Source organism: Nonomuraea coxensis DSM 45129 (assembly GCF_019397265.1).
GTDB lineage: Bacteria > Actinomycetota > Actinomycetes > Streptosporangiales > Streptosporangiaceae > Nonomuraea > Nonomuraea coxensis.
In genome coordinates this window covers 3,969,667-3,990,750 of record NZ_CP068985.1, presented here as the reverse complement: position 1 = coordinate 3,990,750, position 21,084 = coordinate 3,969,667, and the positions used below count along the sequence as shown (strand labels likewise).

The window sequence follows — 21,084 nt, the reverse complement described above, 5'->3', positions numbered from 1 at the left end:
CGCGCCGGAATTCCCGCAGAAAATCATCGCATTCCCGTTGCCGCATAAGCGATCCGCTCGGGACGATGGTGTCCTTTCAGCGGGGAGGGCACGACGTGGACGAGGTGAATATCACCCTCTTTCCCGAGCGCGCGGTCGTACGCGACGACGCGCCGAGCGAAACGGATCTCGTGGTCGAGATCTCCTGCCGGTCGGCGGCCGGGCAGACCCGGCCGCAGGGTCCCATGAACCTCTGTCTCGTCATCGACCGCAGCGGCAGCATGGACGGGCCCAAGCTCGCGACGGCCAAGAAGAGCTGCGCCGACATCTTCCGCCGCCTCGGCGACGACGATCTGCTGACGGTCGTGGTCTTCGACGACGAGGCCCAGGTCATCGTCAATCCGCAGACCCCCCGGGACGAGGTCGAACGGCGGCTCGACGCCATCACGTCGGGCGGGATGACGAATCTGTCGCTCGGCTGGTACCAGGGACTACTGGAACTTCAGACACATATGGGAGATTCGCACCATAATCGCGTTTTTCTGCTTTCCGACGGCCAGGCCAACAAGGGCGAGACAAAACGCGCCGTTTTCGCCGACACCGCCACCCGGGCCCGCGACACCGGGATCACCGCCTCGACGATCGGCGTCGGCGCCGACTTCCAGGAGGACCTGCTGGAGGCGATCGCCTCCGCGTCAGGAGGGCGGTTCTGGTACATCGGCGACTCCGACATCGAGGACATCATCGAGGAGGAGTTCGAAGGCGCCCTGACCGTGCTCCTCGACCGGCCGCGGGTGGCGCTCTCGCTGCCCGAGGGCGTACGGGTGAGCCGCGAGCTCAACGCGCTGCGCAAGGTCGCGCAGCGCTACCGGCTCCGCCCGCTGCAGGGCGAGGACCTCTTCAACTTCGCGGTGCGCCTGGAGATCGACCCGCAGGCCGCGGCCGACGGCGGGTTCGCCATCGGCGCGACCCTCTTCGAGGGCGAGCGCGAGGTCGCGGCGACCGGCCTGCGCCTCACGCTCGGCGACCGGCAGCAGGTGGCCGCCAGCCCCGCCCACCCTCTGGTGCGCAGCACCGTCCAGCAGTTCGAGGCGGCGGCCACGCACGAGACCATGCTCACCGACCTCGCGGCGGGCAACGTCACCGAGCTGCGGGAGATGCTGACCGCGGAGATCGCGAGGCTCCGCGACCTCGAAGCCTCCCTGCTGCGGGCCGAGGACGAGGCATGGGGCTGGGCTCCGGTCCGCGGCCGGCGCGAGGCGCTCCACATCGGCCACCACCTGGGCACCAAAGAGGCCGAGGCCGTCTACATGGAGCTGATCGCCCCCTACGCCGACGCGCCGGAGGTGCAGGTCTTCCTCATGAAGGTCCGCAAGCACATGAGGCGCGAGGAGCACCGGATGAGGATGCGGCGGCTCAACACCACCCCCTGGGACGACGAGACGCCGATCATCCTGGAGGCGATCGACCTCGCCGACCGCCTCGCCGACCGGCACCCCGAGGACGCCGGCCGGATCCACGCGCTGCGCGAGAGACTCCGTGAGTACCTGGCAGGCCAGTGACGCCCGGTCGTGGACGTTCACCGAGAAGCTGATCACCGGCTACGGCGGCGGCCTCGGCGACTACGGCTCGTCCTACGCGCTCGACGTGGGCTCCGGCCTCCTGCTCAACGGGCGGGTGAGCGCCACTCTCCGGCTCATCAGGGGCAGCGGGGTGGGGGCCGGGCTGGTGTGCCGCGCCGACGGGAGCTGGAACTTCGTCGCCTTCTACACCGCCCCCGAGGACGCCGGCTCGGAGGTCACGTACGCCCGGTTCGGGGTCTACCAGGAGGGGATCCTGACGAACACGCTCTCCTCGGAGGAGCCCGTCGTCCTCGGCACCGGCTTCAACAGGTTCTCGCTGGAGTTCTTCTCGGGTGACCTGCGCGGCGAGATCCACACCGAGAAGGGCGTCTGCGAGCTGCGGACCACCTGCGTCCAGATGCCCTTTCCCGGGCACGCGGGCCTGCTGCGGCTGTACGGCGCGGGGCTGATGGCGAAGGACGTCGTCGTCCAGCCCACCACGATCCGGCTGAGCCAGGAGGCGGCTCCGGCGGAGCACGAGGAGGACCGGCCCGGCTTCGACGTGTTCCTGTGTCACGCGGGAGCCGACAAGGAGACGGTCAAGGACATCGCGCGCGAGCTGGCCGCGGGCGGCATCACGTACTGGCTCGACGCCGAGCAGTTCTCCTTCGGCGACCGGGTGGCCGAGAAGATCGAGGACGGGCTGCGGCGCTCACGCTACGTGGTGCCCTGCCTGAGCGCCGCGTTCGCCGCGTCCGGCTGGACGAGGGGCGAGTACAACGCGGTGCTCAACGCGGAGCTCAGCGGCGACACCATGCGCACCGTCATCCCGCTCGTCCTCGACGACTCGGACGCCGCGAACGTCCCGCTGCTCCTGCGGGACAAAAGGCGGGCCTACTACGCCAACAAGACCGAGTGGGAGCACTTCCTGCGCTTCCTCGGGCAGGGCTCGCCCCCGTCCCGGCGGGCGGCGGCTACGGACGGCAGATGAGCTCGCCGTGCGGGACGGACAGCCAGCCGTCCCCGTCCTCCGCCCAGGCGCGCCAGCCGGCCGAGATCCGCCGCAGGTCCGCCTCCGTGGCGGCTCCGGTGGCCAGGGCCTGGCCGGCCATGGCGGAGCTCAGGATGCGGTCCGCCCACATGCCGCCCCACCAGGCGCGGTCGTCGGGGGTGGCGAAGCACCAGGTGGAGGCGGTGGCGGTGACGTCGGAGAAGCCGGCGGCGTGAGCCCACGACAGCAGCCGCCGGCCGGCGTCCGGCTCGCCGCCGTTGCCCCGCGCGATGCGCCGGTAGAGGGCCAGCCACTCGTCCAGCTCGGGAAGCAGGGGCCACCACGCGAAGGCGGCGTAGTCGCTGTCGCGGACGGCGACGTACCCGCCGGGTCTGGTCACCCTGCGCATCTCGCGCAGCGCCCGTACGGGGTCGCCGACGTGCTGCAGCACCTGGTGGGCGTGGACCACGCAGAAGATGCCGTCCTCGAACGGCAGGTCGTGCACGTCTGCGACGGCGAAGTCCACGTTGGTCAGGCCGCGGGCGGCGACCTCGGCCCTGGCCAGCTCCAGCGCGTCGGCGCTGACCTCCGAGGCGGTGACGTGGCCGGTCAGGCGGGCGAGGTCGGCGGTGATCGTGCCGGGGCCGCTGCCGACGTCGAGCACCTTCATGTGCGGCTTGAGGTGGGGCAGCAGGTACGCCGCCGAGTTCTCCGCGGTGCGCCAGCGGTGCGAGCGCAGCACCGACTCGTGGTGGCCGTGCGTGTAGACGGCGGTCCTGTCCATCGCCAAACTCCTTCGTTCGCCTCGGATGCCGCCGACCCTAGCGCTTATCTCACGATACAAGAAAGAACGTCTCGTTATTCGAGACAGCGCCTCGACGGCCCTACACTGGACGCGAGAAAGCGTCACAGGAGGAGACAGTGGGACAGATCCGGCCGATCGTGCACGTCGGCGACCCCGTGCTGCACCGTCCGTGCGAGCCGGTCACCCGGTTCGGCGAGGAGCTGGCGGCGCTGGTCGACGACATGTTCGCGAGCATGTACGCGGCGGAGGGCGTGGGCCTGGCCGCCAACCAGATCGGCGTGCCGCTGCGGGTCTTCGTCTACGACTGCCCCGACGCCGACGGCGTGCGCCACAAGGGCGTCGTCGTCAACCCGGAGCTGGAGCCGCCCGGCCTCGGCGAGCGCCGGCTCGACACCGGCGACGAGGGCTGCCTGTCGGTCCCCGGCCAGTACGCCCCGCTCCCCCGTCCCGACCGCGCCACCGTCCACGGCCTCGACGCGGCGGGCGAGCCGGTCACCGTGACGGGCACCGGCCTGCTGGCGCGCTGCCTGCAGCACGAGAGCGACCACCTCGACGGGCGGCTCTACATCGACCGCCTGCCCGCCAAGCGCCGCAAGCAGGTGCTGGCGGCCTACCGGGAGGCACAATCCGCGATAGCGGACAATTCACCGCTATAGTGGAGAAATGACGGGCGAAGGTGTGCTGTCCAGCGGTCTGTCCATGGCCGAGCTGGGGCAGCGGGTCCGCGCCGAGCGGCGGGCGCGCGGGCTGTCGATCGAGCGCCTGGCCGACCTGGCCGGCGTCAGCCGCAGCATGGTCTCCGACGTCGAGCGCGGCGCCAAGACGCCGACCGTGCTCGTGCTCGACCGGCTGGCCACGGCGCTCGGCACGTCCATCTCCCGGCTGCTCGACGAGCCGGCGCAGGGCGCGATGCGGGTGCTGCGTCACGCCGAGCAGCGGGTGCTGCGCGACCCCTCCGGCTGGGAGCGGCGGGTGCTGTCGCCGGTGCTCGGCGACGTGGAGTTCGAGTTCATGCGCACCACCATCGGGCCAGGCGTGGACGCCGGGGAGTTCGCGCCGCACGCGCCCGGGTCGCGGGAGTACCTCGCGGTCGAGCGCGGCAGCCTGCGGCTGACGATCGACGGGCGGGCGCACACCCTGGAGGCCGGCGACTCGGCGTACTACCCGGGCGACCGCCGCCACGCCTTCGCCAACGACGGCGCCGCCGACTGCGTCTACTACCTCGCCATGGAGCTGGGCACCCCCGCCACCGCGAACCACCACCAGAACCACCACCACGAAGCACCACGGAAGGAACAGCTCGATGACTGACCTGCGCGCCGCCGGTGAGCGGGCGGCCGCCCTCGTGGCCGCGCATCTGGCGGGCGTGCCGGACGGCCCGGTGTGGCAGCCGGTCCCGGACGGCGAGCGCGCCTGGCTGAGCGGCCAGGAGCTGCCCGCCGACGGCCGCCCGCTCGCCGACCTGCTCGCCGACGTCCGCGCGCACGTGCTGCCCCACCCGATGGGCAACGGCCACCCGCGCTTCTTCGGCTGGGTCAACTCCCCGCCCAACCCGGCGGGCGTGCTCGTCGAGCCGCTGGCCGCCGCGCTCAACCCGAGCTGCGCGGGCGGCGACCACGCCGGGCCGCACCTGGAGCGGGCCGTGGTGCGCTGGCTGGCCGAGCTGACCGGGTTCCCGCATCCGCCCGGCGGCGGGCTGCTGACCAGCGGGGCGTCCATGGCCACGATCGTGTGCCTGGCCGCCGCCCGGCAGCGGGCCGCCCGCGCCGACGGGTGGGACGCCCGCGAGGAGGGCCTGGCCGGGCGGCCGCCGTTCGTCCTGTACGTCACCGAGGAGGGGCACAGCTGCCTGCACAAGGCGGCCCAGCTCCTCGGGCTCGGCGCGCGGAACGTGCGCGCCGTGCCGGTGGACGCGGCCTACCGGATGGACGTGGCCGCGCTGCGCGCGATGGTGGCCGAGGACCTGGCGGCCGGGCGGCGGCCGTTCTGCGTGGCGGGCAGCGCGGGCACCGTCAACTCCGGAGCAGTGGACCCGCTCGGCGCGATCGCGGACGTGGCGGCAGAGCACGGGATGTGGTTCCACGTGGACGGCGCCTACGGGGCGCTCGGCGTGCTGGCCGAGGACGCGGCGCCGCACTTCGCGGGCCTGGAGCGGGCCGACTCGCTCGCGCTGGACCCGCACAAGTGGCTCGGCGTGCCGGTCGGCTGCGGGTGCGCGCTGCTGCGCGACCCCGGGGCGGCGCGGGCCGCCTTCAGCCTGGTGCCGTCGTACCTGGTGGACGAGAACGCGGGCGACCTGGGCTGGCTCGCCGAGTACGGGCCGGAGCAGACCCGCCCGTTCCGTGCGCTGAAGACATGGGCGACGCTGTCGTCCCTCGGCCGTTCCGGCGTGGTCCGCCTGGTCGAGCACACCACGGGCCTGGCGCGGGCGCTGGCGGCGATGGTGGAACGGGCCCCCGACTTCGAGCTGCTGGCGCCGGTGGTCACGTCGATCACCGCCTTCCGGCACACCCCGGCACGGAACGGCGACCTGGACGGGCTCAACCGGGCGATCCCGTTCGCGGTGCAGGCGCGCGGGAACACGTTCCTGACCGGCACCCGGCTGGGCGGCCGGGACGCGCTGCGGGCCTGCTTCCTGCACCCCGACACCACCGAGCGTGACCTGGAGCTGCTCCTGGACGAGATTCGCGTGGCGGCCAAGGGCCTCTGAGCGGCCGGGGTGAGGCCCGGCCCGCGCCGGGTAGGGGGGCCTGACATCCGATCCGCAGAAGGAGGTCCCCATGGCGAGGACCGTGGCAGACGTGATGACGAGGGACCCGGCGGCGGTCGAGGCCGAGCGGCCGGTGTCCGAAGCGGCGGCGCTGATGCGCGAGAACGACGCGGGCGCGGTGATCGTCAACGAGAACGGCCGCATCCAGGGCATCGTCACCGACCGCGACATCGCGGTGCGGGTGGTGGCCGACGACAAGGGGCCGGAGACGCCGGTCCGCGAGGCGTGCAGCTCCTCCGTCGAGGCCGTCGGCCCCGACACCGAGATCGACCAGGCGGTCCAGCTCATGCGGACGCACGCCGTGCGCCGGCTGCCGGTCGTCGAGGACGGCCGCGCGATCGGCATCGTGAGCCTCGGCGACCTCGCGATGGAGCGCGACCAGAACTCGGCGCTCGCCGACATCTCCGCCGCCGAGGGCAACCGCTGAGAACTGTCGGTCGCGGAGGTTACCGTGACCTCGTGTTCACAGTCGAGGACGTACGACGGTTCGCGAGCACTCTGCCGCGCTCGTCGGAGCATCTGATCAGGGACCGCGTGAAGTTCCGGGTAGGCAAGATCGTCTACGTGGCCTTCTCGCGGGACGAGACGCTCATGGGCTTCGGGTTCCCGAAGGAGGAGCGCGAGGCCCTGGTGGCGGCGGAGCCGGCGAAGTTCCTGCTGCCTCGCGAGTCCGACCTGCGCTTCCACTGGGTGGTGGCGCGCACCTCCGCGCTCGACGTGGCGGAGATGCGCGAGTTGGTGCTGGACGCGTGGCGCATGTGCGTGCCCAAGAAGGTCCGCGCCGAGCAGGAACTCCTCGCCGCCACCCGCCCCTCCCCCTGACCCCGCCCCGCCTGCCGGAGCCACGGGGAGGGAGGGTCAGGGGGTCAGGGTGAGGCGGTCGAGGCCGAGGGCGCTGATGAGGAGGCGTTCCTTGCGGTTGCCGAGCAGCCGGGCCGTCCAGTCGGTGAAGCCGCCGTCGCCGACCTCCAGCCCGCCCGCGAACACCTTGAAGCACAGCCCGCCGTAGTAGCCCCGGCCGCTCTCCCGCCCCGGGTCAGGGATGCCGCCGAGGGCCGCGGCGACGCGCTCGAAGCGTTCGTCGAGGACGGTGACCCGGGCCTCGGGCTCCCCCGCGCCGCACGCCCGCACCGCCTCGCGCAGGATCGCCAGGTGCTCGGCGGCGTGCCGCCGTTCGAAGGCGAGGCCGCCGGTGTCGCGACCGGCGGTCACCAGCGCGAACAGCGTGAAGTGCGCGAAGCGGGCGGCCCCTTCGACGTGCTGGGCGCGGACGACCCGCTGCACGGCGGCCAGCCGCACCGGCTCGGCCCCGCCCGCGGCGCGGCGGCGCACCGCCGCCTCCAGGGCGAGGGCGTTGGTGGGGTCGGCGGCGACCTCGCCGTTCCTGGCCGTGGAGACGACCTTGTTCTGGTCGACGGTGGCGAGGGCCGAGCACGCGCCGAGCGGCGCGACCGGGGAGAGCACGACCGGCTCGAAGGCGGGCGGGAGAGCCGACAGCGCGGCGTCCTCGGCCCGCCGCAGGTCGCGGAAGGCGACCGCGGCGGGGGCGGCGAAGCGGTCGTGGCCGTAGCGGCGCAGCACGTCGGCGGGCGTGAGCGCGCCGGCCCGGCGCCGCATGACCTCCAGCAGCAACGTGGTGAGGTCCGCCCCGGACAGCCGCCCGGCCAGGACGTCGAGGATCCCGGGTCCGCCCGCCTGCCGCAGGACGCGGTCCAGGGCGGTCTTTCGCTCAGCCATCCCCCATGCCTACCGGACCTTCCCCGGGCCCCGCGAACGCTTTTCCGCGGGCGGAGGCCGGGTCAGGACGTCGCGTCGCGGTAGAGGCCCCTGGTGATGTCGGTGATGCGCTTGACGGAGGAGCCCCACGTGCCGCCCGCCGGGTGCGCGGTCAGCACCGCCATGACGTACCGCTCGCCCTTGCCGGCGAGGCCGGTCGTGTGCAGCACGGGACGGCCGTAGTCGGGCACGCCGGAGCCGCCGGCGCGCCGGGCGATCCACGAGACGGGCGCGCTGAGGGCCCTGGCGTCGCGGCAGCGGGTGGGCGCCGTGGTGCCGAAGCCGGACCAGCCCTGCTTGACGGCGTAGGGGCGGGGCACGGCGTCGGGGATGCCGAAGGTCTGGTCGAAGCCGTCGGTGCCGCACGGGGCGGCCCGGCGCAGGTGGCCGAGGATGATGTCGCGGACCCGGGCGTCGGCCTGGTCGAGCAGGTAGCGGTAGGTGCGGACGACGTCGTACGCGCTGAGCGAGGTGTAGCCCCAGAAGCCGGGCTTGGACGCGGGCGGCGGCGTGGTGTCGGCGAGGCCGAGCCGGCGCGCGGTGCGCACGATGATCTGCCCCTTGCCGCCCCGGTCCCAGAGCGTGGAGGCGGCGTCGTCGTCGCTGGCCCGCAGCATGATCTTGAGCAGGTCGGCGTCGGCCTTGGGCACGCTCCTGCGCCGCTCCAGGTAGTCGATGGCGATGAGGATCTTCACCACCGACGCCGAGCGGTACTTGCGGTGGGCGTTGCGCGCCGCGACGAACCTGCCCGCGTGCCGGTCGAAGACCACCCAGGCCGCCGTGGTCCCGGCCGGCACGCGCGGCGGCCCGGTGACGGCCGTGGCCGCGGCGGGCGGGGCGAGGGCGGCGAGGAGGGGGACGGCCGCCACCGCGGCGGCCAGGGAGGTGATGCGCATTCGCCTATAACTACCAGATCCCGCACCGGCACCCTTGACCTTCCAACGTAAGCGGGTATAAACACAGAGGAAACCAACTCGAAACGGCGGTGAATCAACATCATGTACGCCGAGGAGCGGCAGCAGGAGATCCTGCGGAGAGCGCGCGCCGCCGGCCGCGTCGACGTGGTGACGCTGGCCGCCGAGCTCGACGTGACCACCGAGACGATCCGCCGCGACCTCACCGCGCTGGAGCGGGCGGGGGTGCTGCGCCGGGTGCACGGCGGCGCGATCCCCGTCGAGCGGCTCGGCTTCGAGCCGGCGCTGTCCACCCGCGACGAGGTGATGACGGCCGAGAAGGAGCGCATCGCCAAGGCCGCGCTCGCCGAGCTGCCGGAGGACGGCTCGGTCATCATCGACGCCGGCACCACCACGGGCCGCCTGGTGCAGGTGCTGCCCGCCGACCGCGAGCTGACCGTCGTGGTCAACTCGCCGCCGCTGGCGACGGCCCTCGCCGCCCGGCCCAACCTGCACGTGATCGTGCTGGGCGGGCGGCTGCGCGGCAAGACGCTCGCCACCGTGGACGACTGGGCGCTGCGCCCGCTGGAGCACCTCAACGTGGACGTCGCCTTCATGGGCACCAACGGCTGCTCGCCGGAGCGGGGCCTCACCACGCCCGACCCGGCCGAGGCGGCGATCAAGCGGGCGATGGTCCGGGCGGCGCAGCGCAGCGTGCTGCTCGCCGACCACACGAAGTTCTCCAACACCTACCTGGCCACGTTCGCCGAGCTGGCCGAGATCGACGTGGTCGTCAGCGACACCGGGCTCGACGCCGCGCTCGCCGCCGACGTGGCCGCCGCCGGGCCGGAGGTGATCCGGGCGTGATCCTGACGCTGACGCTCAACCCGAGCCTGGACCGCACGATCGAGGTCGCCGCGCTGCGGCGGGGCGAGGTGATCCGCGCCGCCGCGGCCCGCCTCGACCCCGGCGGCAAGGGCGTGAACGTCTCGCGCGCGCTGCTGGCCAACGGGGTGGCGGCGCGGGCGGTGGTGCCGTTCGGCGGGGACGAGGGCCGCCAGCTCGTCCGCCTGCTCGCCGCCGAGGGCCTGGACATGGTGACCGTCCCGGTGACCGGGCGCACCCGCTCCAACGTCACGCTGGCCGAGCCCGACGGCACCGTCACCAAGATCAACGAGCCGGGCACCGCCCTGTCCCCCGCCGAGCTCGACACCGTCGCCGAGGCGGTGCTCGCCGCCGCGCACACCGGCGGGCAGGGCGCGGACTGGGTGGTCGCCTCCGGCAGCCTGCCGCCCGAGGTGCCCGCCGACGTCTACGCCCGGCTGTGCCGCCGGTTCGCCGAGGCGGGCATCGAGGTCGCCGTGGACACCAGCGGGCCGGCGTTGTCGTACGCGCTCGCCGCCGGGCCCGCCCTGGTCAAGCCGAACCTGGAGGAGCTCGGCCAGGCCACCGGCCGGCGCCTCGCGTGCCTCGGCGACGTGGTGGAGGCCGCGCGGGCGCTGCGGGCGGCGGGCGCGCGGGCGGTCCTCGCCAGCCTGGGCGCCGACGGTGCCGTGCTCGTCGAGGACGGCGGCGTCTGGTACGGCCGGGCGCCGGCCATCGAGCCGCGCAGCTCCGTCGGCGCGGGCGACGCCATGCTGGCCGGGTTCCTGGCGGCCGGCGGGCACGGCCCGGAGGCGCTGGCCCGCGCGCTGGCCTGGGGCGCGGCGGCGGCCGGGCTGCCCGGCAGCCGCATGCCTGGGCCCGCCGACATCGATCCGGCGGTGGCGGCGGCCGGCCCGCCCGACCCGGCGTGCCCGCTCACCGTCCCGTTCGTCCCGCCCACCGATCCGCCCGCCCCCCGGCCCTCCGCAACTCCCTCCACCACGAACGCACCCGCTCCTCTGCCGTAGCCCGGCCGCCCCGGCCGGGCACCGGCTGCCGAACATCTGCTCAACCCCCCGAAGGAGCAAGTCCATGGCCGACACTTACACACCCCCGGTCGCCGGCACCGGCGTCAAGGCCACCATCCAGCGCATCGGCGGCCACCTGGCCGGGATGATCATGCCGAACATCGGGGCGTTCATCGCCTGGGGCCTGATCACCGCGTTGTTCATCCCGACCGGCTGGCTGCCCAACGAGACCCTCGGCAAGATGGTCGGCCCGATCATCTCGACCCTGCTGCCGGTCCTCATCGCCTACACCGGCGGCCGGATGGTGCACGGGCAGCGCGGGGCCGTCGTCGGCGCGGTGGCGGTGATGGGCGTCGTGGTGGGCACCGACGCGCCCATGTTCCTGGGCGCCATGATCATCGGCCCGCTGACCGCCTTGATCCTCAAATATGTGGACAAGTTCACCGAGGCGCGCACCAGGGCCGGCTTCGAGATGCTGGTGGACAACTTCTCCGCCGGCATCGTGGGCGCCGCGATGGCCGTGGTCGGCTTCCTCGCCATCGGCCCCGTCGTCCAGACCGTCACCAGCGCCGCCGGGCAGGCCGTCGAGTGGCTGATCACCAGCAACCTGCTGCCGGCCGCGTCGCTGCTCATCGAGCCGGCCAAGGTGCTGTTCCTCAACAACGCCATCAACCACGGCGTGCTCAGCCCGCTGGGCGTGGCCGAGGCGGCCGAGACCGGCAAGTCGATCCTGTTCATGCTGGAGTCGAACCCCGGCCCCGGGCTCGGGCTGCTGCTGGCCTACCTGCTGTTCGGCCCGCGCTCGCTGCGCCCGAGCACGCCCGCCGCGATGATCATCCACTTCTTCGGCGGCATCCACGAGATCTACTTCCCGTACGTGCTCATGAAGCCGCGCCTCATCGCGGCCGTCATCCTGGGCGGCGCGGCCGGCGTGTTCACCTTCATGATCACCGGGGCGGGCCTGGTCGCCACCCCGTCGCCGGGCAGCATCTTCGCCTACCTCGCGGTCACCCCCAAGGGCGGCTGGCTGGCCTCCAGCCTCGGCATCCTCGTGGCCGCCGCCGTGACGTTCGCCGTCGCCGCCGTCCTGCTGGGCTTCGGCAGGGGCGAGAAGAAGGACGGCGAGGACGACCCCGGCACCGCCGGCGCCGAGACCGGCGCCGAACCTCTCACCAGCAAGGAGGCCTGACCCATGGCCGGCATCGACAGCAAGGACATCCACAAGATCATCGTCGCCTGCGACGCCGGGATGGGCAGCAGCGTGATGCTCGCCTCCCAGCTCCGCAAGCAGCTCAGGGACAGCGGCGTCACCGTGGAGCACACGCCCGTCAACTCCATCCCCGACGACGCCGACGTGGTGCTCTGCCACACCGGCCTGGCCGCCCGCGCCCGCGCCGCCGCGCCGGGGAAGGTGCTGGTGTCGTTCCAGGTCTTCCTCGGCGACCCGGCCGTCACCCGGCTGGTCAACACCATCAAGAGCGGCGGCGTCGTCGATGCGTGAGGACCTGCTCGACCCGCGCGCGGTGCTGCTGCACGAGCGCGCGCCCGACCGCGAGGCGGCGATCCGCCGGTGCGGGCGGGCGCTGGTCGAGGTGGGGGCGGTCGCCGAGCCGTACGTGGCGGCCATGCTCGAACGCGAGCGCTCCGTCTCGACCTACGTCGGCGAGGGGGTGGCCATCCCGCACGGGACGAACGCCTCCAAGGACGACATCCTGCGCGACGCCCTGTGCTTCATCCGCTTCCCGGACGGAGTGGACTGGGACGGCGAACAGGTCACCGTCTGCGTCGGCATAGCCGCCCGCGAGGGCGGGCACGTACCCCTGCTGGCGGCGCTGGCCGAGATCCTGCTGGATCCCGGCCGCGCCAGGACACTGCGCGAGGCCACCGAGGTCGCGCAGGTGATGAAGGAGCTCACGCTATGAAGGTCGCCAGGTTCCACGCCCCGGGCGACATCAGGATCGAGGACGCTCCCGAGCCCGTCGCCGGGCCGGGCGAGCTGAAGATCCGGGTCCGCAACTGCTCGACCTGCGGCACCGACGCCAAGATCTACAAGTTCGGGCACCACCACATCGTGCCGCCCCGGGTGATGGGCCACGAGATCGCCGGGGAGGTCGTGGACAGCGGCGCCCGGGTGCAGGTGATCGCGGCGATCCCGTGCGGGTCGTGCCCCGAGTGCCTGCGGGGCCGCCGTACGGTCTGCCCCAACCAGGAGTCGATGGGCTACCACTACGACGGCGGCTTCGCCGAGTACATGATCGTCCCGGCGAAGGTGCTGGCGGTCGACGGCGTCAACGCCATCCCCGAGAACGTCGGCTTCGCCGAGGCGTCGGTCGCCGAGCCCCTGGCCTGCGTGCTGAACGGCCAGGAGCTGGCCCGCGTCGGGCCGGGCGACGACGTCGTGGTGATGGGCGCGGGACCGATCGGCTGCCTGCACGTACGGCTGGCGCGCGCCCGCGGCGCGGCCCGGGTGTTCCTGGTGGACGTCAACGCGCAGCGGCTGGCGATGGCCGAGGAGCTGGTGCGCCCGGACGCCGCGATCGACGCCGACCCGGCCGGCCAGGTGCTCAAGCTGACCGGCGGCCGGGGCGCGGACGTCGTGATCACGGCGGCGGCGTCCGGCGCGGCCCAGGAGCAGGCCGTCCGGATGGCCGCCCGCCAGGGACGGATCAGCTTCTTCGGCGGGCTGCCGAAGGACGACCCGGTCATCGCGCTGGACTCCAACCTGGTGCACTACCGTGAGCTCACCGTCGTCGGCGCGAACGGCTCCAGCCCCGCCCACAACGCCGCCGCGCTGCGGCTGGTGGCGGAGGGCGCGGTGCCGGTGGCCGACCTGATCACCCACCGGCTGCCGCTGCCGGGCGTGCTCGACGGGATCGATCTCGTCAGCCGGGGCGCGGCCATCAAGGTCACCATCGAACCCTGACAACCTGGAGGCTTTCGTCATGGCACAGCGAACGGTGGCCGTGGCCTCGGCCAGCGGGCTGCACGCCCGCCCCGCCAAGCTGTTCGTGCAGGAGGCGGCACGCCTGGGCGTGCCGGTGACGGTACGGCTCGGCGAGAAGGCGGTGCCCGCGCGCAGCATGCTGGGGGTGCTGTCCCTGGGGGCCGTCCAGGGGACGGCGGTGACGCTGGAGGCGGACGGCCCCGGGGCCGAGGAGGCGCTGGACGCGCTGGCGGCGCTGCTGTCGCGCGACCTGGACACGGAGCGGAGCACGGGACAGGACACAGGACACGGCGCGGGTCCGGGCGCGGGTCCCGGCGCGGAAGAGGCCCTCGATGCGTGAGACGGGGACGGGGTGGGCCGGGCCCGGGGGGCGGCTGAGCGGGCTCGGGGTGAGCCAGGGGCGGGCGGCCGGTCCGCTCGTGCGGATGGCCGGCCCGCCGAGCCTGCCCGCGCCGCGGCCGGTCGCCGATCCGGAGGCCGAGGCCGCCACCGCCGTCAAGGCGCTGGAGGCGGTGGCCGCCGATCTCAACCGGCGCGCCGCCGCCGCCCGCTCCCATGCGGGCGGGGGCGGCGAGGCGGCGGAGATCCTGGAGGCGCTCGCCATGATCGCCGACGATCCCATGCTGCGTGAGGAGGCCGAGAGCCGCGCCAGGGGCGGCGCCGACGCGGCCCACGCCCTGGACGCCGCCTTCACCGGCCACCGGGACGCCCTGACCGCCCTCGGGGGCTACCTGGCCGAGCGGGCCGCCGACCTCGACGACCTCAGGCACCGCGCGGTGGCCGCCGCCCTCGGCCTGCCGATGCCGGGCCTGCCCGATCCCGGTCATCCGTACGTGCTGGTCGCCGGCGACCTCTCCCCCGCCGACACCGCCGGGCTGGGCCCGGACGTGCTGGCGCTGGTCACCGAGCGGGGCGGCCCGACGAGCCACACGGCGATCCTGGCCCGCGCGCGCGGCCTGCCCGCCGTGGTCGCCTGCCCGGCCGTCGCGGACGTCGCCGACGGCACGATCGTCGGCGTGGACGGCGCGAGCGGCGAGATCGCCCTCGGCCTCACCCCGGAGCAGGCGGCCGAGGTCATGGAGCGCGACCGCGCAGAACGGGCCCGGCTGGCGGCCGCGACCGGCCCCGGCCGGACCGCCGACGGCCATCCGGTCAGCCTGCTGGCCAACATCGGCTCGGCCGCAGACCTGCGCCCGGGGGCGGAGGGCGTAGGGCTGTTCCGTACCGAGTTCCTGTTCCTCGACCGCAAGCAGGCGCCCTCGCAGGAGGAGCAGACGGCCGCGTACGCCGAGGTGTTCGAGCGGGCCGAGGGCCCGGTGATCGTCCGGACCCTGGACGCCGGCACCGACAAGCCGCTGCCCTTCCTCGGCCTGCCGGAGGAGCCCAACCCGGCGCTGGGCGTGCGCGGGCTGCGCGTGGACCGCCTGCTGCCCGGCGTGCTCGACGCGCAGCTCGCCGCGATCGCCGAGGCGGCCCGCGCGACGGGCGCGGACGTGCGGGTCATGGCGCCGATGGTGACGACGCCCGCGGAGGCGGCCGGCTTCGCCCGCCGGGCCCGCGCGGCGGGCATCGCGCGGGCGGGCGTGATGGTGGAGGTGCCGGCCGCCGCGCTGCGGGCCGCCGAACTGCTGCGCGAGGTGGACTTCCTCAGCATCGGCACCAACGACCTGGCCCAGTACACCTTCGCCGCCGACCGGCAGCATCCGGCCCTGGCCGACCTGCTCGACCCGCGCCAGCCCGCCCTGCTGGGCCTGATCGGGGCGTGCGCCGCCGCGGGCCGGGAGGCGGGCAAGCCGGTCGGCGTGTGCGGCGAGGCGGCGGGCGACCCGGCCGTCGCCCCCCTGCTGGTGGGCCTGGGGGTGACGAGCCTGTCCATGGCGCCGTCCTGCGTCCCCCTGGTCCGCGAGGCGCTGGCGGGACTGACGCTGGAGGAGTGCGGGGAGCTGGCCCGCGACGCGCTCGGCTGACCGCGTTCACGGGGCTCGGCTGACCGCGTTCACCGGGCTCGGCTGACCGGGCTCCCCCCTACCCGGCCTGCGCGGGCGCGTGCGCCCGGAGCTGGAGGTCGTCGCCCTCGACGTCCACCGTGACCTTGCCACCTTCGGTGACCTCGCCGGTGAGCAGCATGGTGGACAGCCGGTTGTCCAGCTCGCGCTGGACGGTGCGGCGCAGCGGGCGGGCGCCGAACTCGGGCTGGTGCCCGCGCCGCACCAGCCAGTCCTTGGCGGCGTCCGTGACCTCCAGCGTGACGTTCTGGCCGCGCAGCCGCTGCCGGGTGCGCTCCAGCAGCAGGTCCACGATCTGACGGAGCTGACCCGGTTCGAGGCGCTTGAAGATGATCGTCTCGTCGATGCGGTTGAGCAGCTCGGGGCGGATCGAGCGGCGCAGCAGCTCCATGAGCCGGCCCTCCAGCGTGCCGGGGTCGCCGGCCGCCTCCAGGATGAGCTGCGCGCCGATGTTGCTGGTCATGATCACGATGGTGTTGCTGAAGTCGACGGTGCGGCCCTGGCCGTCGGTGAGGCGGCCGTCGTCGAGCAGCTGCAGCAGGATGTTCATGACGTCGGGGTGGGCCTTCTCGATCTCGTCGAGCAGGATCACGCAGTGCGGGCGGCGCCGTACGGCCTCGGTGAGCTGCCCGGCCTCCTCGTAGCCGACGTAACCGGGCGGCGCGCCGATGAGCCGCGAGACCGTGTGGCGCTCCTGGAACTCGCTCATGTCGACGCGCACCATGTGGTCCTCGCCGCCGAACAGGGCCGCGGCCAGCGCCCGCGCAAGCTCCGTCTTTCCGACGCCGGTCGGGCCGAGGAACAGGAAGCTGCCGATGGGCCGGTTCGGGTCCGACAGGCCGGCGCGGGCCCGGCGGACCGCCTCGGCGATGGCGGTGACCGCCTCGTCCTGGCCGACGACGCGCTCGTGCAGGTGCTCCTCCAGCCGCATGAGGCGGTCACGCTCCTGCTCGGTGAGCTGGGTGACGGGGATGCCGGTGCGGCGCGAGACGACCTCGGCGATGTCCTCCACCATGACCTGCGGCACGTCGTCGTGGCCGCGCCGGGCGCGCTCCAGCTCGGGGCGGAGCTTGTCGATCTGGGCGGTGATCTCCTTGGCCCGGTCGAAGTCGTCGGAGGAGACGGCCTGGTCCTTGTCGCGGCGCAGCGCGTCCAGGCGTCCCTCCAGCTCGCGTACGTCGCTGCCGGGCGTCCGGGAGCGCAGCCGCACCCGGGCAGCGGCCTGGTCCATGAGGTCGATGGCCTTGTCGGGCAGGAAGCGGTCGGTGATGTAGCGGGCCGAGAGGGTGGCGGCGGCGTCGAGCGCCTCGTCGGTGATGCGGACCTGGTGGTGGGCCTCGTACGCGTCGCGCAGCCCGGCCAGGATCTCGACCGTCTGCTCCACGGTCGGCTCGGCGACCAGGATCGGCTGGAAGCGGCGTTCGAGCGCGGCGTCCTTCTCGATGTTCTTGCGGTACTCGTCGATCGTGGTGGCGGCGATGACGTGCAGCTCGCCGCGTGCCAGGGCGGGCTTGAGGATGTTGGCGGCGTCCATGCCCCCCTCGGCCGAGCCGGCGCCGACGAGCGTGTGCACCTCGTCGATGAAGACGATCACCTCGTCGGCGTGCGCGCGGACCTCGTCGACGACATTCTTCACGCGCTCCTCGAACTCGCCCCGGTACTTCGACCCGGCGACCATGCCGGTGAGGTCCAGGGCGATCACCCGCCGGTCCTTCAGCGTGTCGGGGACGCCGCCGTTCACGATGCGCTGGGCGATGCCCTCGACGATCGCGGTCTTGCCGACGCCGGGCTCGCCGATCAGGCACGGGTTGTTCTTGGTGCGCCGCGAGAGCACCTCGATGGCCTGCTCGATCTCGTCCTCGCGGCCGACGACCGGGTCGATGCGGCCCTGCCTGGCCTCCTCGGTGAGGTCGCGGCCGTACTCGTCGAGCGCCGGGGTGTCGCCGGCGCCGCGGCGGGCCCCGTCGCCGGGGCGGGCCGCGGCGGACATGAGGGCCTGCTGCAGCTCGTTGGCGGAGACGCCCTGCTCCCGCAGCAGGCGGGCGGCGGTGGAGTCGGGGTTGGCGGCCAGCGCGAGCAGCAGGTGCTCGGGCCCGATGTACGACGACTCCAGCGCCCGCGAGATCCGCTGCGCGTCCAGGATCGCGCGCTTGGCGGCCGGCGAGAGCGTGGTGGGCGGCTCGGGGGCCTCGCCCCGCGCGGCGAGCTCGCCGACCCGCTCGCGCAGCCGGTCCACGTCCACGCCGGCGGTGCGCAGCAGCGCCCGGGTGGCGTCCACGTCGGCCAGGGCGCCGAGGAGGTCGAGCACGTCCAGGTCGGGGGCGCCGCGCTGCCCGGCCCTCTCGACGGCCTGCTGCAGGGCGTCCCTGGCCGAGGCGCTGAGCAGCCGCCCGACGTCCACCCGCTGGACGCCGGGACGGGACGGCGGCCAGCCCTCCATGCCGCCGAACACCCGGCCCGTCAGCTCCTCGAACCCTCTGAACGGGTCTCCGCCGAAAAACGACCTGAACGGCATGTCCGTCATGGATGTCCCCTCTCACGTTCTGAAGGGCTCCTAGCCGCCGACACCGCGAGGCAATGCCAGCGTTCGGCAAAACCTGCGGCGGCGGGCGGTCACTCCGTCGCGACGAGGTCGATGACGGGGGTGTCGCCGGAGACCAGCTCGTACGTGCGCCGCGCCGTGCCCGGGTTGTCCAGCAGCGCCATGACGACGGCGGCCACGTCGTCGCGCGGCACCGCGCCGGGCGGCACCTCGGGGGCCAGCCGGACCAGGCCGGTGCCCGGCTCGTCGGTGAGGCGGCCGGGGCGCAGGATGGTCCAGTCCAGGTCGCGGCGGCGCAGGTCGTCCTCGGCGGCGGTCTTGGCCGTGATGTAGGCGTCCCACGCCTCGTCGCCGCCGGGCGCGGGCGGCCTGCCCGCGCCCATGGAGGAGATCTGGATGAAGCGCCGCACCCCGGCCCGCTCGGCGGCGTCGGCCAGGAGCACGGACGCGCCCCGGTCGACGGTGTCCTTGCGGGCCGCGCCGCTGCCTGGCCCCGCGCCGGCCGCGAACACGACGGCGTCGGCGCCGCGGACGATCCCGGCGACCTCCTCGACCGAGGCCCGCTCCAGGTCGCACACCACGGCCCGCGCGCCGGTCGCCTCGACGTCGGCCACATGCGCCGGGTTGCGCACCAGGCCGACCGCGCCCTCCCTGAGCCGCGCGGCCAGGCGCAGCGCGATCTTGCCGTGTCCGCCCGCGATGATGATCCGCATCCGGCCATGGTGTCATGGAGCCATGACGGAGTTCCCTCACGCGCCCACCCCGGCGTTTCTGTTCGACCTCGACGGCACTCTGATCGACAGCGTCTACCAGCACGTGATCGCCTGGCGGCAGGCGCTGTCGGGGATGGGGATCGACCTGTCGGTGTGGCGGATCCACCGGCGCATCGGGATGAGCGGCGGGTTGTTCGTGAGCGCGCTGCTGCGCGAGACCGGGCTCAAGCTGACGCGGGAGCAGATCGAGCGGCTGCAGGTCGCCCACATGGAGGCGTACGAGCAGCAGGCCGGCTCGGTGCGGCCGCTGCCCGGCGCGCCGGAGCTGCTGGCCGAGCTGACCTCGCGCGGCGTGCCGTGGGCCATCGCGACCAGCGGCTACGCCCGTACCGCGCGGCTCGCGCTGGACCTGCTCGGCCTGCCTGAGGACACGCCGATGGTGACCCGTGACCTGGTGCGCAGGGCCAAGCCGGACCCCGACCTGTTCCTCGCCGGAGCGGCGCTGGTCGAGGTGGACCCGGCCCATGCCATGGTGGTGGGCGACAGCGTGTGGGACCTGCTCGCCGCCCGCCGGGCGGGCGCGCTCGGCATCGGCCTGCTGTCCGGCGGGTACGGCAGGGACGAGCTGGAACGCACGGGCGCGTTCAGGGTCTACGCCGACCCGGCGGACATGCTGGAGCGGCTGGACGAGCTGGGCGTGCGGCTCGACGACTGACGCCCGGAACAAAAAGCCGAACTCCCGGGCTGGATCATGCGTATTCCCGGTAAGAGGAGCTTGAACATGGACTTGGCAGACATCGGCGTCACCGGCCTGGCGACCATGGGGCGCAACCTGGCCCGCAACCTCGCCAGGCACGGCTACGCCGTCGCGGTGCACAACCGCTCGCACTTCCGCACGCAGCAGCTCGTCAAGGAGTTCGGGGGCGAGGGCACGTTCGTGCCGTCGGAGGACCTGGCCGGCTTCGTGGCCTCGCTCAAGCGGCCCCGGCGGGCGATCATCATGGTCAAGGCGGGCGCGGGCACCGACGCGGTCATCGACCAGCTCGCCGCGCTCATGGAGCCCGGTGACATGATCGTCGACGGCGGCAACGCCCACTACGCCGACACCCGGCGGCGCGAGGCCGCGCTGCGCGAGCGGGGGCTGCACTTCGTCGGCGCCGGCATCTCCGGCGGCGAGGAGGGCGCGCTGCTCGGGCCGAGCATCATGCCCGGCGGCTCCGCCGAGTCGTGGGAGGCCCTCGGGCCGATCCTCCAGGACATCGCGGCCAAGGTGGACGGCGTGCCGTGCTGCGTGCACGTCGGCCCGGACGGCGCGGGACACTTCGTCAAGATGGTGCACAACGGCATCGAGTACTCCGACATGCAGCTCATCGCCGAGTCCTACGACCTGCTGCGGCAGGCGCTCGGCACGACGCCGGCGGAGCTGGCCGGGGTGTTCCGCGAGTGGAACCAGGGCGACCTCGGCTCCTACCTCATCGAGATCACCGCCGACGTGCTGGAGCAGGTCGACGCCGAGACCGGCCGGCCGTTCGTGGACGTCGTGGTCGACCAGGCCGAGCAGAAGGGCACCGGCCGCTGGACCGTGCAGAGCGCGCTCGACCTGGGCGTGCCGGTGACCGGCATCGCCGAGGCGACGTTCGCGCGGGCGCTGTCCGGCCATCCGGAGCAGCGGGCCGCCGCCGCCTCGCTCGCCGGGCCCCACCTGTCCGGCGTCGACGGGCGCGAGCTGGTCGAGGACGTGCGGCAGGCGCTGTACGCCTCCAAGATCGTGGCGTACGCGCAGGGCTTCGACCAGATGGCCGCCGCCTCCCGCGAGTACGGCTGGGACCTCGACCTGGGCGCGATGGCGACCATCTGGCGGGGCGGCTGCATCATCAGGGCCAAGTTCCTCGACCGCATCCGCGCCGCCTACGACGCCGACCCGCACCTGCCGACGCTGCTGGCCGACCCGACGTTCGCGGGCGCGCTCGCGGCGGCGCAGGAGTCGTGGCGGCGGGTGGTCACCACGGCCGTGCGGATCGGCGTGCCGACGCCCGGCTTCTCCTCGGCGCTCGCCTACTACGACGGGCTGCGCCGCGAGCGGCTGCCGGCCGCGCTGGTGCAGGGGCTGCGCGACTACTTCGGCGCCCACACCTACCGGCGGGTCGACAAGGAGGGCGCCTTCCACGTCGACTGGTCGGGCGACCGCGCCGAGCGGCCCGCCTGAGCTCC

The 21,084-nt window shown here is 73.9% G+C and carries 22 protein-coding genes; 17 read left to right on the top strand and 5 right to left on the bottom strand.

All coding sequences use genetic code 11. The features are described 5' to 3' along the window. Positions 1-95 precede the first annotated feature (95 nt). Complete coding sequence (locus Nocox_RS18640; protein WP_020539891.1) at positions 96-1,541, top strand: vWA domain-containing protein; 1,446 nt, start codon at positions 96-98, stop codon at positions 1,539-1,541. After that, positions 1,519-2,532: a toll/interleukin-1 receptor domain-containing protein gene (locus tag Nocox_RS18635; RefSeq protein WP_020539892.1), complete on the top strand. Its 1,014-nt coding sequence runs from the start codon at positions 1,519-1,521 to the stop codon at positions 2,530-2,532. The genes Nocox_RS18640 and Nocox_RS18635 overlap by 23 nt, the downstream gene beginning before the upstream one ends. Here Nocox_RS18635 and Nocox_RS18630 read toward each other — a convergent pair. Then, positions 2,516-3,316 (bottom strand): class I SAM-dependent methyltransferase, encoded by an 801-nt coding sequence (locus tag Nocox_RS18630; protein ID WP_020539893.1) that lies wholly within the window; start codon positions 3,314-3,316, stop codon positions 2,516-2,518. The two genes, Nocox_RS18635 and Nocox_RS18630, sit on opposite strands and share 17 nt — an antisense overlap. A 137-nt stretch (positions 3,317-3,453) precedes the next feature. Here Nocox_RS18630 and def point away from each other — a divergent pair, with 137 nt between their 5' ends. The 5 genes from def (at position 3,454) to Nocox_RS18605 (ending at position 6,929) form a co-directional block, all read left to right on the top strand. Next, positions 3,454-3,993 (top strand): peptide deformylase, encoded by a 540-nt coding sequence (gene def, locus Nocox_RS18625; RefSeq protein WP_020539894.1) that lies wholly within the window; start codon positions 3,454-3,456, stop codon positions 3,991-3,993. A gap of 7 nt (positions 3,994-4,000) precedes the next feature. Beyond that, complete coding sequence (locus Nocox_RS18620; protein ID WP_063711568.1) at positions 4,001-4,648, top strand: helix-turn-helix domain-containing protein; 648 nt, start codon at positions 4,001-4,003, stop codon at positions 4,646-4,648. Next, positions 4,641-6,047, top strand: a complete 1,407-nt coding sequence (locus Nocox_RS18615) for a pyridoxal phosphate-dependent decarboxylase family protein (protein WP_020539896.1) — start codon at positions 4,641-4,643, stop codon at positions 6,045-6,047. The genes Nocox_RS18620 and Nocox_RS18615 overlap by 8 nt, the downstream gene beginning before the upstream one ends. Positions 6,048-6,117: 70 nt before the next feature. After that, complete coding sequence (locus Nocox_RS18610; RefSeq protein ID WP_020539897.1) at positions 6,118-6,534, top strand: CBS domain-containing protein; 417 nt, start codon at positions 6,118-6,120, stop codon at positions 6,532-6,534. Between the two features lie 32 nt (positions 6,535-6,566). Further along, positions 6,567-6,929 (top strand): MmcQ/YjbR family DNA-binding protein, encoded by a 363-nt coding sequence (locus Nocox_RS18605; RefSeq protein WP_020539898.1) that lies wholly within the window; start codon positions 6,567-6,569, stop codon positions 6,927-6,929. 36 nt (positions 6,930-6,965) lie between these two features. Here Nocox_RS18605 and Nocox_RS18600 read toward each other — a convergent pair whose 3' ends face one another. Further along, on the bottom strand, positions 6,966-7,844 hold the full coding sequence (locus Nocox_RS18600) for a hypothetical protein (RefSeq protein ID WP_020539899.1): 879 nt from the start codon (positions 7,842-7,844) through the stop codon (positions 6,966-6,968). Positions 7,845-7,906: 62 nt separating this feature from the next. Further along, positions 7,907-8,779 (bottom strand): D-alanyl-D-alanine carboxypeptidase family protein, encoded by an 873-nt coding sequence (locus Nocox_RS18595; protein WP_020539900.1) that lies wholly within the window; start codon positions 8,777-8,779, stop codon positions 7,907-7,909. Positions 8,780-8,881: 102 nt separating this feature from the next. Between Nocox_RS18595 and Nocox_RS18590 the strand changes: the two genes are divergently transcribed. The 8 genes from Nocox_RS18590 (at position 8,882) to ptsP (ending at position 15,579) form a co-directional block, all read left to right on the top strand. Next, positions 8,882-9,643: a DeoR/GlpR family DNA-binding transcription regulator gene (locus tag Nocox_RS18590; RefSeq protein WP_020539901.1), complete on the top strand. Its 762-nt coding sequence runs from the start codon at positions 8,882-8,884 to the stop codon at positions 9,641-9,643. Continuing rightward, a complete protein-coding gene (gene pfkB, locus Nocox_RS18585; RefSeq protein WP_020539902.1) occupies positions 9,640-10,668 on the top strand; it encodes a 1-phosphofructokinase in 1,029 nt (342 codons plus the stop codon). The genes Nocox_RS18590 and pfkB overlap by 4 nt, the downstream gene beginning before the upstream one ends. 64 nt (positions 10,669-10,732) lie before the next feature. Beyond that, complete coding sequence (mtlA, locus tag Nocox_RS18580) at positions 10,733-11,857, top strand: mannitol-specific PTS transporter subunit IIC (protein ID WP_020539903.1); 1,125 nt, start codon at positions 10,733-10,735, stop codon at positions 11,855-11,857. 3 nt (positions 11,858-11,860) lie between these two features. After that, positions 11,861-12,169, top strand: a complete 309-nt coding sequence (locus tag Nocox_RS18575; RefSeq protein WP_020539904.1) for a PTS sugar transporter subunit IIBC family protein — start codon at positions 11,861-11,863, stop codon at positions 12,167-12,169. After that, the gene (locus Nocox_RS18570) at positions 12,162-12,590 is read left to right on the top strand and encodes a PTS mannitol transporter subunit IIA (protein ID WP_020539905.1); all 429 of its coding nucleotides are present in this window, start codon (positions 12,162-12,164) and stop codon (positions 12,588-12,590) included. Before Nocox_RS18575 ends, Nocox_RS18570 begins: the two co-directional genes overlap by 8 nt. Beyond that, entirely contained in the window at positions 12,587-13,591 is a 1,005-nt protein-coding gene (locus Nocox_RS18565; protein WP_020539906.1) for a zinc-dependent dehydrogenase, read from the top strand. The genes Nocox_RS18570 and Nocox_RS18565 overlap by 4 nt, the downstream gene beginning before the upstream one ends. Positions 13,592-13,610: 19 nt before the next feature. After that, complete coding sequence (locus Nocox_RS18560; RefSeq protein WP_033407478.1) at positions 13,611-13,952, top strand: HPr family phosphocarrier protein; 342 nt, start codon at positions 13,611-13,613, stop codon at positions 13,950-13,952. After that, positions 13,945-15,579, top strand: coding sequence for a phosphoenolpyruvate--protein phosphotransferase (ptsP, locus tag Nocox_RS18555; protein ID WP_051112373.1), 1,635 nt, complete (start codon positions 13,945-13,947; stop codon positions 15,577-15,579). The genes Nocox_RS18560 and ptsP overlap by 8 nt, the downstream gene beginning before the upstream one ends. A 58-nt stretch (positions 15,580-15,637) precedes the next feature. Here ptsP and Nocox_RS18550 read toward each other — a convergent pair whose 3' ends face one another. Both Nocox_RS18550 and Nocox_RS18545 read right to left on the bottom strand, forming a co-directional pair. Then, complete coding sequence (locus tag Nocox_RS18550; protein ID WP_020539909.1) at positions 15,638-18,142, bottom strand: ATP-dependent Clp protease ATP-binding subunit; 2,505 nt, start codon at positions 18,140-18,142, stop codon at positions 15,638-15,640. Between the two features lie 89 nt (positions 18,143-18,231). Beyond that, positions 18,232-18,873 (bottom strand): SDR family oxidoreductase, encoded by a 642-nt coding sequence (locus Nocox_RS18545; protein ID WP_020539910.1) that lies wholly within the window; start codon positions 18,871-18,873, stop codon positions 18,232-18,234. Positions 18,874-18,895: 22 nt separating this feature from the next. Between Nocox_RS18545 and Nocox_RS18540 the strand changes: the two genes are divergently transcribed. Then, on the top strand, positions 18,896-19,588 hold the full coding sequence (locus Nocox_RS18540; protein ID WP_020539911.1) for an HAD family hydrolase: 693 nt from the start codon (positions 18,896-18,898) through the stop codon (positions 19,586-19,588). 66 nt (positions 19,589-19,654) lie between these two features. Next, a complete protein-coding gene (gene gndA / locus Nocox_RS18535; RefSeq protein WP_020539912.1) occupies positions 19,655-21,079 on the top strand; it encodes an NADP-dependent phosphogluconate dehydrogenase in 1,425 nt (474 codons plus the stop codon). Positions 21,080-21,084: the final 5 nt, after the last annotated feature.

Excerpts from the sequence above, each read along its gene's own strand:
- Nocox_RS18600 (WP_020539899.1), bottom strand. The coding sequence starts at position 7,844 with ATGGCTGAGCGAAAGACCGCCCTGGACCGCGTCCTGCGGCAGGCGGGC.
- Nocox_RS18620 (WP_063711568.1), top strand. The coding sequence starts at position 4,001 with ATGACGGGCGAAGGTGTGCTGTCCAGCGGTCTGTCCATGGCCGAGCTG.
- Nocox_RS18565 (WP_020539906.1), top strand. The coding sequence starts at position 12,587 with ATGAAGGTCGCCAGGTTCCACGCCCCGGGCGACATCAGGATCGAGGAC.
- Nocox_RS18540 (WP_020539911.1), top strand. The coding sequence starts at position 18,896 with ATGACGGAGTTCCCTCACGCGCCCACCCCGGCGTTTCTGTTCGACCTC.
- Nocox_RS18590 (WP_020539901.1), top strand. The coding sequence starts at position 8,882 with ATGTACGCCGAGGAGCGGCAGCAGGAGATCCTGCGGAGAGCGCGCGCC.
- ptsP (WP_051112373.1), top strand. The coding sequence starts at position 13,945 with ATGCGTGAGACGGGGACGGGGTGGGCCGGGCCCGGGGGGCGGCTGAGC.
- mtlA (WP_020539903.1), top strand. The coding sequence starts at position 10,733 with ATGGCCGACACTTACACACCCCCGGTCGCCGGCACCGGCGTCAAGGCC.
- Nocox_RS18615 (WP_020539896.1), top strand. The coding sequence starts at position 4,641 with ATGACTGACCTGCGCGCCGCCGGTGAGCGGGCGGCCGCCCTCGTGGCC.
- Nocox_RS18560 (WP_033407478.1), top strand. The coding sequence starts at position 13,611 with ATGGCACAGCGAACGGTGGCCGTGGCCTCGGCCAGCGGGCTGCACGCC.
- Nocox_RS18575 (WP_020539904.1), top strand. The coding sequence starts at position 11,861 with ATGGCCGGCATCGACAGCAAGGACATCCACAAGATCATCGTCGCCTGC.
- Nocox_RS18595 (WP_020539900.1), bottom strand. The coding sequence starts at position 8,779 with ATGCGCATCACCTCCCTGGCCGCCGCGGTGGCGGCCGTCCCCCTCCTC.
- Nocox_RS18545 (WP_020539910.1), bottom strand. The coding sequence starts at position 18,873 with ATGCGGATCATCATCGCGGGCGGACACGGCAAGATCGCGCTGCGCCTG.
- gndA (WP_020539912.1), top strand. The coding sequence starts at position 19,655 with ATGGACTTGGCAGACATCGGCGTCACCGGCCTGGCGACCATGGGGCGC.
- Nocox_RS18610 (WP_020539897.1), top strand. The coding sequence starts at position 6,118 with ATGGCGAGGACCGTGGCAGACGTGATGACGAGGGACCCGGCGGCGGTC.
- Nocox_RS18550 (WP_020539909.1), bottom strand. The coding sequence starts at position 18,142 with ATGACGGACATGCCGTTCAGGTCGTTTTTCGGCGGAGACCCGTTCAGA.
- Nocox_RS18630 (WP_020539893.1), bottom strand. The coding sequence starts at position 3,316 with ATGGACAGGACCGCCGTCTACACGCACGGCCACCACGAGTCGGTGCTG.
- Nocox_RS18570 (WP_020539905.1), top strand. The coding sequence starts at position 12,162 with ATGCGTGAGGACCTGCTCGACCCGCGCGCGGTGCTGCTGCACGAGCGC.